Below are 15,863 nucleotides of genomic sequence, written 5' to 3' on the forward strand. Positions count from 1 at the left end.
CGCGTAGCGTTTGGGTTCAGAAGTTTTAAAAACTTTCGCTTACGCATTTTATTATCGAGTCAAGCTACTACACTAAACATCAAAGAAAAAAAGAGCAAAAAAATAACGGCTAAGCAGCTTGTTCTACAAGCAACTTAACCATTACTTTTTGGACTATATTTAATTAGATTTCTTCATCAGTATTAATTGACAAAGAACCAAACAAAATTATTTTGCTAAAGCTTTTTTAGCTTCTTCAACGATTGCTGTAAATGCAGCAGCATCGCTAACAGCTAAGTCAGCAAGCATCTTTCTGTTTACTTCGATGTTAGCTAATTTCAAACCGTGCATTAACTTGCTGTAGCTGATTTCGTTTTGACGAGCAGCAGCGTTGATACGAGCAATCCATAATTTACGGAAGTTTGATTTAGTCTTACGACGGTCGCGGAATGCGTATGCGTATGACTTCATAACTTGTTGCTTAGCAACCTTAAATTGGATGTGCTTAGCACCACGATAACCCTTTGCTAACTTAATTACTTTCTTACGACGTTGGCGTGTAACTGATCCACCTTTAACACGTGGCATGACAATTCCTCCTTATTGATTAGAAAAAATAAATTTTCTAGCCTTAACAGGCTCCTGATTAAATTCTTAATTTAAATTATTTCATTTGTGAAAGCATTTGCTTGATACGTTTCATATCTGAAGCTGAAACCATACCAGGCTTTGCTAATTGACGGCGTTGCTTCTTAGTCTTACCGTGGAAGCGGTGTGATGTATAAGCGTGTGAACGCTTTAAACCACCATTTCCTGTACGCTTAAAACGTTTTGCTGATGCGCGGTGTGTTTTTTGTTTTGGCATGACTATAAAATCCTCCTACATTTTAATAAAAATTATTTTTCAGCTTTTGGTGCAAGCATCAAAAACATACTTCTACCATCCATTTTCGCCTTTGATTCAACAGTTGCAACATCTTCAGTTGCTTCTGCAAAGCGATTAAGAACATCGCGACCGATATCCTTATGAGTAATAGCTCTACCTTTAAAGCGAATTGACACTTTAACTTTATCTCCTTTAGAAAGGAACTTACGAGCATTTTTCATTTTAGTATTGAAGTCATTTGTGTCGATTGTAGGACTTAAACGAACTTCCTTAACATTAACAACTTTTTGCTTCTTGCGAGCTTCACGTTGTTTCTTTTGAAGTTCAAAACGGTACTTACCGTAGTCCATAATCTTTGCAACAGGTGGCTTTGCTTTAGGAGCAACAAGCACAAGATCCAAATTTGAATCTTCAGCAAGTTTCAAAGCTTCTTGCTTAGTTCTAACACCAAGCTGTTCACCTTCTGCATCGATTAGACGTAACTCACGAGCACGAATACCTTCGTTAACCATCTTATCAACTGCTATGATATTCACCTCCAAAAATATTTCAGAGAGAAAATGCAGAAAACGGGCACTCTGAGATTCAGAGTGCCCGCATTAAAGTTCAATCTTAGTAAAAATTTCTTTAATTTCTGCCCGGAAACTCTGATCTCCAAGGCGAGAAGCGGAATGCCTCTGCTTTTTTCTCAACTATTAAATAGTATCAATTATTTTGAGCTCTGTCAACACTTATTCTAAATTAATTTTGACGACTATAAGTTTCAATATCTTCAAAAATTAACTTCTTGAATTCATCTTTTGTCATTTGTGTTGTTTCGTCTTGACCGTAACGACGTACTGAAACTAAACCGTCTTTCATTTCGCCATCACCAATTACTAATGTGTATGGAATCTTGTTAACTTGAGCTTGACGAATCTTGTATCCCATCTTTTCGTTACGATCATCAACTGTTACACGAATTCCGTGTGCACTTAATTCACTTCGTAATTGGTTTACGTAATCTAAGTGAAGTTCATTTTTAACTGGAATAATTGAAACTTGATGTGGTGCTAACCATGTTGGGAATGCACCTTTATACATTTCAGTTAAGTATGCTGTGAAACGTTCCATTGTTGAAACGATACCACGGTGAACCATAACTGGACGATGTTCTTCACCATCAGCACCAACGTATGTTAAATCAAAACGTTCAGGTAATAAGAAGTCTAATTGAATTGTTGATAAAGTTTCTTCTCCACCTAAAGCTGTCTTTGTTTGAACATCAATCTTAGGACCGTAGAATGCTGCTTCACCTTCTGCTTCAAAGTATTCCAAGCCTAAGTCATCCATAGCTGCTTTTAATTTAGCTTGTGATTTTTCCCACATTTCATCATCATCAAAGTACTTTTCAGTATTCTTTGGATCACGTAAACTTAAACGGAAACGGAAATCTGTGATGTTAAAGTCGTTGTAAACTTCTGTCATTAATTGAACAACTGTTTTAATTTCATCTTCGATATGTTCAGTTGAAACAAAATCATGTCCATCGTTTAAAGTCATTTCACGTACACGTGATAATCCTGTTAAAGCCCCAGATTTTTCATAACGGTGCATCATACCTAATTCTGCAATACGTAATGGTAAATCACGGTATGAACGTTTATGGTGCTTGTAAATTTGAATGTGTGATGGGCAGTTCATTGGACGTAATTCTAACATTTCGCCATCACCCATGTCCATTGGTGGGAACATGTCTTCGCGATAGTGATCCCAGTGACCTGATGTTTTGTAAAGATCAAGGTTAGCTAAAACCGGTGTGTAAACATGTTGGAAGCCCCAAGCTACTTCTTTATCAATAATGTAACGTTCAATTACACGACGAATTGTAGCACCATTTGGCATCCAATATGGTAGGCCTGCTCCAACTTTAGGATCAACAAAGAATAAATCTAAATTATTTCCGATTACACGGTGATCACGTTCACGTGCTTCTTGTTGACGTACTAATTCAGCATCTAAATCCTTTTGTTTGAAGAATGCTGTACCATAAATACGTTGTAACATTGGGTTACTTGAAGCACCCTTCCAGTATGCTCCGGCAACAGATAATAACTTGAAGACTTTCAAATCACCTGCTGATAGAAGCGTTACACCTTCATAAACGTTATAGAAATCCCCTTGTTGATATAAAACAACTTCTGCTTGGTCCATATCATTAATTAATTCTTCTTGATATTTATCGCCAGCAACTGCTTTTAACGCATCTTCTTTGGCCATCTTAACGCGTTTAATTTCAGCTTTTTGCTTAATGATTTCTTGCATTTTTGCAGTAACTTTTTCAAAATCAGCTTCTGCAATTTGACCTGCTTGACGATCAGTATCTAAATAAAAACCATGTTCTGTAACATCGCCTAAACCAAATTTCATATCTGGATATAATTCATGTAAAGCACTTGCTAAAACTTGTGCAGCCGTATGCCATAAAACAATTAATCCTTCTTGTGAATCTTTTGTAACAATTTCAATTGCTCCATCATGTAGTAATTGATCAGTTAAGCCAACAAATTCGCCATCTAATTTACCAGCAACAGCTTTTTTAGCTAAACTAATGCTGATTGATTCTGCAACATCTTTTGTTGTTACCCCTTCTTGGAAACTTTTTACATTTCCATCGGGAAATTTCAAATTAATTTCAACCATATTTTTTTCCTCCTAATAAAAAAGTCCCTAGTGTACACTTATATACACTAGGGACGTTAATAACGTGGTTCCACCCAAATTCAAGTTTTAAAAACTCCTCGAGTCGCATGTTAACGGTTGCGATAACCGATCTAACTTTTCATTAGACATTTTTTGCGTAAGTGGTAGGTAATTCGTAGAAGGTTCACAGTCAATTCCTTCATCCCTGATTTGAATTACTTTTTATCTTACACTAATTTACTTATTATTTAATCACTCAATGTAAATAAATTCAAGTATTATTTGTAAATTTAATTAGAATTTCTTAAATTATCTCCAACTAAATTAACCTCATCGGCAAGAAATGCTATTCTTTCCATAATTCTCATGGCTTTCATCGGTTCAGCTTCGCCTCTAGAGTTTATTGTTAAATAATTTTCTTGTAGCTGTTCCATTGTAAAGTTCGAGCTAAAAAATGTTGGCAAACCTTCTTGCATACGATATTGTAAAATAACGCCTAAAATATCGTCTCTAAACCAACTACTCATTTGATCAGCACCAATATCATCCATCATTAAAACTGGGACCTTTTTTATTTCATCAATTTTTTGAAGTGTACTATTCTTGCTAATAGAGCCTTTCATTTCAACTGCAAAAGATGGCATGTGAATTAACGTTACTTGCACTCCCTTTTGTGCTAGCCTATTTGCTACACCTGCTAAAAGATAAGTTTTGCCAACACCAAAACTTCCACATAAATATAATCCCTTGCAAAATTCGTTTTTATTTGCCGTATACTTTTCAATAAATTCTAAGGATTTTAATAATGCCACCCTACGATCATCGTTATTTGTAAAATAATCATCTAAATTGGCTTTACGAACATTTTTGGGAAGGCTGATTATTTTAAAACGGCGATTTAATTCAAGTTGTTTTTGTTTAGCTAATAACTCCTTAGTTGGAATATATTCAACTTCAATATGATGATCGCTAATAATCAAATTTGGTGAATACCCCGGAATAAACACTTCTTTTCCTGCAGCAATTTGTCTTTTTACATTCACAAATTCATATAGCTTACTAAAACTTTTTAAAATATCATCTTTCGTCAACTTATCATGACTACGAATAAACATTTGAACATCTTTATCTGCTAAAACTTCTTTGATTAAAGCATTATATCTTTGTCCCCAATTATTTTTAAGCATCTGTTCAGTTAAATTTTTACCTAAATCTTCCATTAGCAATCACCTCTTTTACTTCGTTTTTTTCAATAATTCTGAAATTTTTTCTTGTTGAGCTTTAGCTTGTTTATTATTCGTAACTCGATTTGTTTGTTTTTCTTTATTAATTGCCCAATCGGGAAGTTTTTCTTTTTCAATAATTTTTCGTGCGCGATAATTCCTTGAATTTTTAGTCTGTGCCCGCCGCGAAGTTATTTTTTTAGTGTATTCCATTGCTTGGCGCGCAGAATTTATCTGATGCTTTTGCCAATCCGCTAATGTAGCTTCAAATGGTCCTTTGGACAAATTAGAGAACTCTTTATCGACTAAATAATAGTGAATTAAAGCATTTACTACTTCTAAAGGAAGGTTCATATTTTCATTTTCAACTACCCGATAAATTGTTCTTTTTTCGTTATCAGTTACAAAGCTACCTAATTCTTGTTTTAAGATTTGCAAAAATTCAAGTGGCGTATAACTCTGAAAAGCTTGAATTAAAGGATCTTCATCTAATTTTGTTTTTGCATTTGTCGTAGAGTTAGTACTTTGATACTGATTTTGTTTCTTAAATACTGCATCAAAACTTTCATTACAATTTTCTTTAAATAACTCTATATCAATTTTGTTAGTTTCAATATCTACAGATCTTTCCAATAATTTGACAATACGATATTCTTCTAACCCATAAACTAATTTAGCTGTCTTTAATTCATTTATATATTTCTTTAAATCTTCAAACTTCACAAAAGAATTAAGTAAATACTTTTTTATTTCCCCTATGTCTAGGGTAACATTTTGCTTTTCAATCAGAGCTTTACTAGTATTTTGACTTTCGCTTTGTGGCTTCACTTCATTAGTTATCGTAATCGATGGAACAGTTAAATGAAATACTTCTGGAATCGATTTTGAGATTTCAGTAAACCCTTGAGATATCGTAGATGGGTACTTATGCCATTTGGATAAATCTATAAATTTTTCTTTACCCACACTTTCTAAAAGCAACGCGCAAAATAAGTCATCTTTGAAAAAATCAACTTCACTAACTGGAGGATGAATTTCAAAAATAAAAATTTTCCCATTCTCATCTTCATTAACAAAAGTTCTGATTAACCCCGTTGCTTCTAAGCGATGAATTGCATCTGTAAAATTTTTCAGATCAATTACTAAATAATTAATCAACTTACTTAAACGCATTTTATCACTTAAAATTGCGTTATAGTTAACCATACTTGCTAAATTTTGATATATCCCACTTGCCATTATCCCGATAATTGGTTGATAAAGGACAGAAATAATTTCTTTATCATCATTAGAAATATGACGATTGGCACTTATTATATATCCATCTTGTGGATTAAATTCTTGCTCCATTATTTCTTCTCCCATTTCGTATTATTTTTTATTTTCTTTTTCCATTAATTCATTTAATTCAGAGGCAAAAGCGTTCATATCTTTAAACTCTCGATATACACTTGCATAACGAATATACGCCACTTCATCTACGTCAACTAGGATTTCCATTACATATTCGCCAATTAATTGACTTGAAACTTCATTTCCACCGACAGCGCGAATTTTATTTTCTACTTTATCGACGATTTTAGTAATTTCATCACTACTAACCGGTCTTTTTTCAGCAGCACGCATGACTCCTTGAAGGATTTTTTCACGTTTAAAACTTTCGCGTAAACCACTTTTTTTAATCACTAAAAGTGGTGTTGCTTCTAATCTTTCAAACGTTGTAAACCTATACCCGCAATGTTCGCATTCTCGACGTCTACGAATTGCATGACCATTATCAGCTGGTCTACTATCAACAACTCTTGAACCATTTTGGTGACACTGTGGACATCTCATGTTTTTTCACCCCTATATCATTCCTATTTTCTCAAAATATTTTATCACTAGTTGTTTGCTCGATTCAACATTTTCAGCATTTTCAATTACTAAGTCAGCCTTACTCTTTCTAAATTTTGGTGATACTTGTGCCTCAATTCTGTCTACTGCATGCTCATATGTGTAACCATTTCTTTGTTGAAGCCGAGCTATTTGGGTTTTACGCTCAACTTCTAAATCAATCGTATAATCACATAAAGCGTCGATTCCTGTCTCAAATAACAATGGAACTTCTAATAATATTTTTGTTTTTCCAATACGCTTCAAGTTTTCAATTTGTCTGCGTAGCTCTTTTTTTATTAAGGGATGTAAAATTGAATTTAACTTAGCTAACTGCTCGGAATTAGAAAATACTAATTCTCCTAATTTTTTTCGATTTAATTTTCCTTCTACTAGATAACCTTCACCAAAAATTTGTCTGATTGCATTTAATCCTTCAGTTCTTGGTTTAACAATTTCTCGGGAAATCTGATCAGCATCAAGCGCTACAAAACCTATTTTTTCCAGTTCTTTACGCAACGTAGACTTTCCAGCTGCTATACCTCCAGTAAGCCCTATAACTAAGGTTTGAGTATCTGACATTTTGGACAAAAATGAGTCCCCCTTTGACCAACGACAATTCTTTCGATTGGTGTTTGACAACGTTGGCAAGGCTCCCCGGTTTTTTGGTAAACCTTCAATGAAAATTGAAAACCACCTTCGTTTCTGAATGCATCAGTATATGATCGAATTGTAGTTCCGCCTGCTTCAATCGCCATGTTAAGTTCTTTAATGATATTATCATGTAACTTCTTTGCTTCATCGTAACTTAAATTTTTTGCTGGTGTTTGCGGATGAATTTTTGACATCCACAAAACTTCATCAACATAAATATTTCCCAACCCCGTTACAATTGTTTGATCAAGTAAAGCAGTTTTAATTACTTTCTTTTTCTTTTGCAGTGCTTGATAAAAATCATCTACTTTAAAAGTATCAACTGTTGGTTCTGGACCTAGTTTTTTTATTCCGGAATTATTAACTTCCATCCCGGTTTTCACTAATTCCATTCGTCCAAATTTTCGTGTGTCGTTATAGCGTAATGTAGTGCCGTCTACAAAGTTAAATACTACATGGGTATGTTTATCTAACGGTTCATCTTTAGATTTTACATAATACTTGCCTTCCATTCTTAAATGAGAAATTACCGTAACATCCCCACTAAATCTTAGAAGTAAATACTTACCACGTCTATCAACCGTTTCAATAACTTTTCCGGCCAAAGTATCTTTAAATTTTTGTACATCACCAATAATCATTTTATCGTAATAAACATCTACACTACTTATTTGCTTATTTAAAACTAAATCATTTAATCCTCGACGAACTGTTTCAACTTCTGGTAATTCTGGCATTATATCACCCCTCTACTTGGTATCAAACCATGTAATCCCGTGTTTGCTTTCAACTTTTAGTGGCACATTCAAACTAACTGCGGAATCCATTACGCTTGGAATTAATTTTTCTAAAACTGGAATTTCTTCCTTAGGTGCTTCAAAAATAAGCTCATCATGTACTTGCAATAACATCTTCGCTTGAAGATTATTTTCCTTCAACACTTTTTGCATCTTAATCATTGCAATTTTAATAATATCAGCTGCACTACCTTGGATTGGAGAGTTCATGGCTGTTCTTTGAGCAAATGATCTTTGATTAAAATTGCGACTCTTAATATCTGCTAAGTAACGCCGACGATGAGAAATTGTTTCCACATATCCATGTTCTTCAGCAAATTTTACAATATCATGCATGTATGCTTTTACTCCTGAAAAAGTATCTAGGTACGTTTCAATAAACTGCTTAGCTTGTTTTCTAGTAATTCCAATGCTTTGTGATAATCCATAATCACTAATTCCATACACAATTCCGAAGTTTACCGCTTTAGCTTGGCGCCGCATATTAGGAGTAACTTCACTTTGATCATTTAAATTAAAAATTCTCATTGCAGTACTTGCATGAATGTCGTGCCCTTCATTAAAGGACTCTTGCATATTTTGATCATCCGAAATATGAGCTAAAACACGAAGTTCAATCTGTGAATAATCTGAAGAAAAAATTTCCCAATCCTTGTGACTTGGAATGAATGCTTGGCGAATCTTTCTTCCTTCTTCAATTCGAACCGGAATATTTTGTAAATTAGGTTCTACCGACGATAATCTCCCTGTAGCTGTCAGTGTTTGGGTATATCGAGTATGAACTTTTTGGTCACCTGAAATAACTTTAAGCAAACCTTCAATATATGTTGATTGGAGTTTTGATAATTGACGATATTCAAGAATATTATCAATTATTGGCGCCATTCCTCTAAGTTGTTCTAAAACAGAGACCGCAGTTGAGTATCCTGTTTTTGTTTTCTTGATAACTGGCAATTTTAATTTTTCAAATAAAATCACCCCTAATTGCTTAGGTGAATTCAAATTAAAGTCTTCTCCGGCTTCGTTAAAAATTTCTTGTTGAATTTCAGATAATCTTTCTTTAAATTCACTTTGCATTTGCTCAAGTCGATTAGCATCAACTTTAATCCCTTGAATTTCCATTTGTGCTAACACCAGTGATAAAGGTCGTTCAATTTTGACATATAAATCTAATTGCTCATTTTCCTTTAACTTAGCAAACAATTGATTTTTTAACATGCTGATTGCTCGAACTTTGCGTCCTAAATGTTCAAACAACTCTTCTCCTGTTGGAATTTGACGTTTAGCACCTTTGCCGTAAACTTCTTCGTCAGCAGTTACATCGAAATAGCCGTGTTCTTGGGCTAAGAGACCTAAATCATTACTATTTTCACTATTATCTAAAAGATATGAAACTAATAACAAGTCAAAATCAATATTAGTTAATGAAATTCCTAAACGATTTAAACCAACATATTGGCGCTTGCCGTCAAAAACATTTACCTTAACACTCGAATCTTCAAGTAATCTTATCAACTGAGAATTTTTTAGTAATTCAAGATTGTCACTTGCATAAAGTTTTGAATTGATTTCCACTGAAAAACCAATAAATGGTGCAGTATGATAGTTGTCGCCATCCATTTCTAAATTGAAATAAACGCAATCTGTATTCAAATCTAATTGTGCAAGTAAATCTTCAGTTAATTCAGTTACTTCGATTTTTGTTTTCAAATCTGGAGACTGGATTTCATCACCATTTTTTGATAATAATTCAGCTAAAAATTTCTTAAAATCCATCTTGCGATAATAATCTGCTAACTCACTGATATTTTCTTTTTCCCACAACGTATCAGCTAAACTAATTTCTAGCGGTGCATTTTGACGAATTTGCGCTAAATCTTTACATAAAAAAGCTATTTCTTTTTCATTAATAAGATTTTCTTTCATCTTACTTTTTTTCATCTCATCGAGATTTTCATAAATACCTTCAACAGATCCAAATTGCGTCAATAATTTTATTGCTGTTTTTTCGCCAATTTTAGTAACACCAGGATAATTATCAGAAGAATCTCCTACTAATGCTTTCATATCGACAATTTGACTCGGAGTTAGTCCAAATTTTTCTTCAACATGACTTGGAGTATAATGTTCAATTTCAGAAACACCCTTTAAAGTTACATCAACAGTAATATTATCCGTAACTAATTGAGTTAAATCACGATCTCCAGTCACAACTGTAACTTCGAATCCATTATTCTCTGCTTGCTTTGCTAGGGTTCCAATAATATCATCAGCTTCATAATTACTTAGCTCATAATATTTTATTCCATAAGCATCTAGAAATTCCTTTACAGCTGGGAATTGTTCTGATAATTCAGTTGGTGTTTTATTTCTTCCACCTTTATAGTCATCAAATTTTTCTGTTCTAAAAGTTTTCTTTCCCGCATCAAACGCAACCAAAACATGTGTCGGTTGCACTTCTTTTAAAATATTTTCAAGCATATTTTTAAAAGCGTATACAGCATTTGTATGCAAGCCTTCATGATTTACAAATTTTTCCAAGACGTTATGTAAGGCATAAAACGCTCTGAACATAACACTATTTCCATCAATTAATAGTAATTTTTCCTTATCTTTCATTTTCAATCCTAATCTAACCCGATTTTCCTTTCGCTTGTTCTCCCTTATATTTTACCAAATTCTCTGCTATTTCAACACAAATATAGCAAGATTTAAACATAAAAAGAGACTAAGAATCATATAATTCTTAGTCTCATTAAACTAACTAATCACGATTACCATTTAATCCTGTAAAAATTTGAAGTAATTGAATAAAGAGATTAACAAAATCCAAATATAATGATAAAGCTCCTGAAACTGCTAAACTCGTTTCATTAACTTGAGTTTCATATTGGAGAAACATCATTTTAAATTTTTGGGCATCATAGGCTGTCAATGCAGTAAAAATGATTACGCCAATAAATGAAAAGGCAAATGTAATCACTGTACTTTGCAAGAATAAATTAATGACAGACACGACAATCAAAGCAATCAAAGCTGCTAAGGCTTGATTACCAATTTTTGATAAATCACGCTTGGTAATAGTTCCCATTACCGCTAGTACAATAAATACCCCTGCCGCTGCTACAAATGACATAACTACAGCAGAACCTGCATATGCTAATAATAAGATTGAAAAGAAAAAACCTTCAAAAATTGCATATACGATTAGTGACACAATTGACACTAAAGGTGACTTATTAATTCTTGATGGTACAAGAAATACCAATAAGAATTGTGCAATAATCATGCCAAAATAAGCAAGACGATTTGTTGCAAGCGTGTACGTAATTGGACTATTAATAGCCATTAACGATGTCACTGCTGATACAAGTACTGCTAAGCCCATAAAACCATACATTTTAGTCAAAAAACTATTTAATCTCGAACTTGCATTAATATAATTTTCATTATTCATTGTGAACACTTCTTTCTATAATAAAATTATAACATTTTCGGAGGCTTAACCATAATAACGGCATCTAACACACGTTCATCCTCGTTATTTTGGCCCTCTACAGAAAGCGTCACGACCTCTTTCATTTGATCAACTTTGATCACTTCAAAGCTAAATGTCACCATCTCATCATGATAGACTGGTTTTACAAAATTAGACTGGATATTAACAATATCACTTCCTGGACCTGGAAAAACTTTTGAAATTGAACTGGTAATAATTCCCATTAATAAAATTGGTGGAATTATTGGTCCTTTATACTCAGTTCCTTTAGTATAATCATGTTGTATATATAAAGGATTGTTATCATTAGTTAATCCTAAATATAATAACAAGTCACGATCATTAATACTTTCAGCAACTGTTAATGAATCCCCTTCTTTAATTTCATTCATTGTTTTACCACGCCTATGCACATCTTCAGACATGACAACACCTCCATAAATTATTATCCTTCATCCTATATCATACTATATAAAATAAAACTTGGATAGCGTTTTACACCATCCAAGTTAAAAACTTTAATTATTCTTAAGACTTAAATTACTTAGTAAATCTTCATATGCATGTTCGTACTTTTGAATATCTCCAGCACCCATAAAAATAACAACATCATCATGATAATTCAATAATGGTGACATATTTTCTAAATCTAATACTTCGCCACCCTTAGAAATTTTCTTACCTAAATCTTGTGAGGAAATTTTTCCATCTTTTTCACGAATCGAACTGAAAATATCTGTTAAATATACCTGATCAGCTAAACTTAAACTTTCAGCAAATTCATCTAATAAGGCAATTGTACGACTAAATGTGTGCGGTTGGAAAACAGCAATAATCTTTTTATCTGGATATTGTTGTCTAGCTGCATCAATTGTTGCTTTGATTTCAGCTGGATGATGTGCATAATCATCAATGATAATCATATCTGATACTTTCTTTTCTGTGAATCGACGCTTTACCCCTTTAAAAGAAAGTAATTCCTTAGCGATTTCTTGTTGATCTACTTTTTCCATATATGAAACTGCAATTACCGCTAAACTATTTAAGACGTTATGTTCTCCAAACATCGGAATATCATAGTTACCGATAAATTCATCTTTAAAGTAAACATCAAAGTTAGATCCTTTAGTTGTTCGCTTGATATTCTTAGCAATAAAGTCATCATTTTCACTAGTTCCATAGTAGTATACCGGTGTATCTACTTTAATGCTGCGTAAATGTTGATCATCGCCCCAAGCAAAAATTCCCTTCTTAGTTTGCTTAGCTAATGTTTCAAAAGCATCGATAACGTCATCAATTCCAGTAAAATAATCTGGGTGGTCAAAATCAATATTTGTCATAATTGCATAATCTGGATGATAAGCAACGAAATGGCGACGGTATTCATCGGCCTCAAAAACGAAGAATCGTGCATTAGGAACTCCCTTACCAGAGCCATCTCCTACCAAGAAACTAGTTGGTGAAACACCACTTAAAACATGGGCTAATAAACCGCTCGTACTTGTTTTTCCGTGAGCTCCGGCTACCCCAATACTCGTAGTTTCTTCGATAATTTGTTCAACTGTTTCAGGATAGGATAATACTGTTAATCCTAATTCTTTAGCACGCTTAATTTCGACATGATCTTCGCCAAAAGCGTTTCCACGAACAATGGTCATCCCTTCTTGAATATTTTTTTCATCAAAAGGAAAAATTTGAATTCCTACATCCTCTAAACCTTTTTGAGTAAAAGTGTATTTATCAATATCTGACCCTTTAACTTTTAATCCTTTGTCATGCAGGATTAAGGCTAATGAACTCATTCCAGTCCCCTTAATTCCAACAAAAAAATATGTTGTATCCATTTTCATAATTTTATTTAGCCTCTTTTCTAAGATTTAATCGTATTAATTTTACTACAAAATTAAATTGTTATTCAATATGATTACCATTATTGGTTACGTAATTTTTCTAAGCCTTCTGGAGTAATAAATACATCTCGTGGTTTCGAACCACGCGCGGGAGATATGTATTGTTTAGCTTCTAATTCATCAATAATTTTGGCCGCACGGTTATATCCAATTGAAAAAATTCGTTGTAATTTAGAAATTGAAATACTATCTTCATTCACAATATAATCCAATACTTGAGGCATTAATTCGTCTTCATTTTCGCTTTGCGTTTCAATCTTTTTTAGATTATCCGGATTGAATGCAAATCTTGGCTTTCGTTGTGCACGAACAAAATCGGCAATTTTTTCAATTTCATCTTCAACATAAGTTCCTTGAATACGTTTAGGCTGACTTTCACCATTTCCTAAATAAAGCATATCTCCGCGTCCTAATAATCTTTCAGCGCCTGCTTGATCAAGAATTGTTCTAGAATCCACTTGGCTAGAAACCATAAACGCAATTCGCGTTGGAATGTTACTTTTGATTACCCCTGTTATAATATCAACACTTGGTCTTTGAGTGGCAATAATCATATGAATCCCTGCAGCTCTAGCCTTTTGCGTAATTCTAATAATGTAATCTTGAACTTCAGATGATGCTACCATCATTAAGTCTGCTAACTCATCAATTACAATTAAGATATAAGGCATTTTTAAGCCATATTCCCCACGTTGTTCAGCTTTTTCGTTATAAGCTTCCAAATTTTTAGCGCCTGCTGCAGCTAATCTTTCAAAACGTTCTTCCATCTCTTTAACTGCCCATTTTAACGATGCCGTCGCTGCTTGAGGATCCGAAATCACCGGCGCTAAAAGATGGGGAATATTTTGGTACGGCGCCATTTCAACGGCTTTTGGATCAATCAAAATCATTTTAACTTCTGAAGGCTTCGCTTTATACAACAGCGAAATCAACATACTATTAATAAATACAGATTTCCCTGATCCAGTTGCCCCCGCTATCAAACCGTGAGGCATTTTGGCGATATTAGTGACTTGTGGCTTGCCAAACAAGTCGACACCTAATGCTACGGTAAGCGGAGATTTAGCTTCTTTAAACTCTTTTGAATCTAACACTTCAGATAACATAACAGGTCTTGATTTACGATTTGGAATTTCAATTCCGACACTTCTTTTACCTGGAATCGGTGCTTCAATTCGAATATCTTTTGCAGCTAAAGCTAATTTTAAATCATCATTTAAATTAGTAATTTTATTTACTTTTACCCCACGACCTAAAGAGACTTCAAACTGCGTAACTGTTGGTCCAATTGTCCAATTTGTTACTTCACCATTAACATTAAATGCTTCAAGTGTTTCGTTTAAAACTTCAACTTGATTTAATACCCATTCATCTAATTCAGCATCATCAACAACAATTGGATCAGGTAATAATGCCATTTCTGGGAAAACGTAGCCTATATCTTCATTTACTTCATCTTTAACATCATTTTTATTATCAACTTCTGGCTTACCATTAAAAAATGGAGATGCAGCTTGTAAATCATTTTCTTCTTGTTGAATAATATCAGATAAAGAACGATCTAAAGCTCGTTTTTTTGGCTTGCTTATTTCTTCATGAGGAGAATTTTCAATAACATCTGCTTCAACTTCATTTATTTCAGATACCCCAACTTCTTCAGTTGCCATTTTTTCTTGTATACTAGCATTACCAGTTTGATTTTGATCAACGACATTTAAATTATGTTTTGCTGTTTGATATGGAATTCTTGTCGCATTTCCTCTGTCAACCATTTTTGATACTTCACTATTAATTTCAATCTCACTTGAAATTTGACTTTCGCTCCTACTTTCATTTTCAACTTCAATTGTTGAAGGAATATCTTGTTCTTCGAAAAATTCAGCGTTTTCTTTCCTCTCAACTGTTTGGTTCACAACCGGTGTGAGACTATCTAAATTTTCTTCTTCATTTTCAAATTCATTCGCAGTTAAAATACCCTTGTTTGGCTTTTCTTGGGGAATCGTGACTTCTTCAAAATCGTGGTTATCAGTAGCTAAAATAATCAGTTCTTTGAACTTTTCTTTCAACTGATTTACTAAATTATGATAATTAATATTCAATTCCTGATTATTATCTTTAATAATTGAAGGTGGAACATATGTTGGTTTAAATTTAAATGTTCCACGATAAGGAGTCGAAATTTGCGCCTTTTTTTGAACTTGTTTTCTAGTTTCATTTCTTTTTTCAGTCTGTATTGCCTTTTTAATCTTACGTCTTGAAACAATTTTACTATTTGGCTGAGTTACAGATTTACTATTCCGAAAGAATGCAGGACCATCATAATGTTCCATTTTTTCCACCCTTACTATTTTTATTTAC

General features: G+C 33.4%; 14 protein-coding genes and 1 other annotated feature. All 14 genes read right to left on the reverse strand.

The features are described from left to right. Positions 1-207: 207 nt before the first annotated feature. Positions 208-567, reverse strand: a complete 360-nt coding sequence (gene rplT / locus JCM14209_RS04170; RefSeq protein WP_025022323.1) for a 50S ribosomal protein L20 — start codon at positions 565-567, stop codon at positions 208-210. 76 nt (positions 568-643) lie between these two features. After that, the gene (rpmI, locus tag JCM14209_RS04175; protein ID WP_025022324.1) at positions 644-844 is read right to left on the reverse strand and encodes a 50S ribosomal protein L35; all 201 of its coding nucleotides are present in this window, start codon (positions 842-844) and stop codon (positions 644-646) included. Between the two features lie 32 nt (positions 845-876). Beyond that, a complete protein-coding gene (gene infC, locus JCM14209_RS04180; RefSeq protein WP_025022325.1) occupies positions 877-1,377 on the reverse strand; it encodes a translation initiation factor IF-3 in 501 nt (166 codons plus the stop codon). A 43-nt stretch (positions 1,378-1,420) separates the two neighbouring features. Then, positions 1,421-1,554, reverse strand: a sequence feature (ribosomal protein L20 leader region). 52 nt (positions 1,555-1,606) lie between these two features. Beyond that, positions 1,607-3,547, reverse strand: a complete 1,941-nt coding sequence (gene thrS / locus JCM14209_RS04185) for a threonine--tRNA ligase (protein ID WP_025022326.1) — start codon at positions 3,545-3,547, stop codon at positions 1,607-1,609. Positions 3,548-3,837: 290 nt separating this feature from the next. Continuing rightward, a complete protein-coding gene (gene dnaI, locus JCM14209_RS04190) occupies positions 3,838-4,767 on the reverse strand; it encodes a primosomal protein DnaI (RefSeq protein WP_025022327.1) in 930 nt (309 codons plus the stop codon). A gap of 15 nt (positions 4,768-4,782) precedes the next feature. Continuing rightward, complete coding sequence (locus tag JCM14209_RS09025) at positions 4,783-6,120, reverse strand: DnaD domain protein (RefSeq protein WP_035519913.1); 1,338 nt, start codon at positions 6,118-6,120, stop codon at positions 4,783-4,785. Positions 6,121-6,141: 21 nt separating this feature from the next. Then, positions 6,142-6,606, reverse strand: coding sequence for a transcriptional regulator NrdR (gene nrdR / locus JCM14209_RS10020; protein ID WP_035519914.1), 465 nt, complete (start codon positions 6,604-6,606; stop codon positions 6,142-6,144). 12 nt (positions 6,607-6,618) lie between these two features. Beyond that, positions 6,619-7,227: a dephospho-CoA kinase gene (coaE, locus tag JCM14209_RS10025; RefSeq protein ID WP_035519920.1), complete on the reverse strand. Its 609-nt coding sequence runs from the start codon at positions 7,225-7,227 to the stop codon at positions 6,619-6,621. Continuing rightward, positions 7,206-8,036, reverse strand: a complete 831-nt coding sequence (gene mutM, locus JCM14209_RS04210; protein ID WP_025022329.1) for a DNA-formamidopyrimidine glycosylase — start codon at positions 8,034-8,036, stop codon at positions 7,206-7,208. Before mutM ends, coaE begins: the two co-directional genes overlap by 22 nt. A 12-nt stretch (positions 8,037-8,048) precedes the next feature. Next, entirely contained in the window at positions 8,049-10,715 is a 2,667-nt protein-coding gene (polA, locus tag JCM14209_RS04215; protein ID WP_025022330.1) for a DNA polymerase I, read from the reverse strand. A 145-nt stretch (positions 10,716-10,860) separates the two neighbouring features. Further along, entirely contained in the window at positions 10,861-11,553 is a 693-nt protein-coding gene (locus JCM14209_RS04220) for a Bax inhibitor-1/YccA family protein (RefSeq protein ID WP_025022331.1), read from the reverse strand. A 26-nt stretch (positions 11,554-11,579) separates the two neighbouring features. Beyond that, a complete protein-coding gene (locus tag JCM14209_RS04225; protein WP_025022332.1) occupies positions 11,580-12,020 on the reverse strand; it encodes a MaoC/PaaZ C-terminal domain-containing protein in 441 nt (146 codons plus the stop codon). Between the two features lie 93 nt (positions 12,021-12,113). Then, the gene (gene murC, locus JCM14209_RS04230) at positions 12,114-13,445 is read right to left on the reverse strand and encodes a UDP-N-acetylmuramate--L-alanine ligase (protein WP_025022333.1); all 1,332 of its coding nucleotides are present in this window, start codon (positions 13,443-13,445) and stop codon (positions 12,114-12,116) included. Positions 13,446-13,525: 80 nt separating this feature from the next. Further along, on the reverse strand, positions 13,526-15,835 hold the full coding sequence (locus tag JCM14209_RS04235) for a DNA translocase FtsK (protein WP_025022334.1): 2,310 nt from the start codon (positions 15,833-15,835) through the stop codon (positions 13,526-13,528). Positions 15,836-15,863: the final 28 nt, after the last annotated feature.

The organism is Ligilactobacillus hayakitensis DSM 18933 = JCM 14209 (assembly GCF_000615845.1).
Lineage (GTDB): Bacteria > Bacillota > Bacilli > Lactobacillales > Lactobacillaceae > Ligilactobacillus > Ligilactobacillus hayakitensis.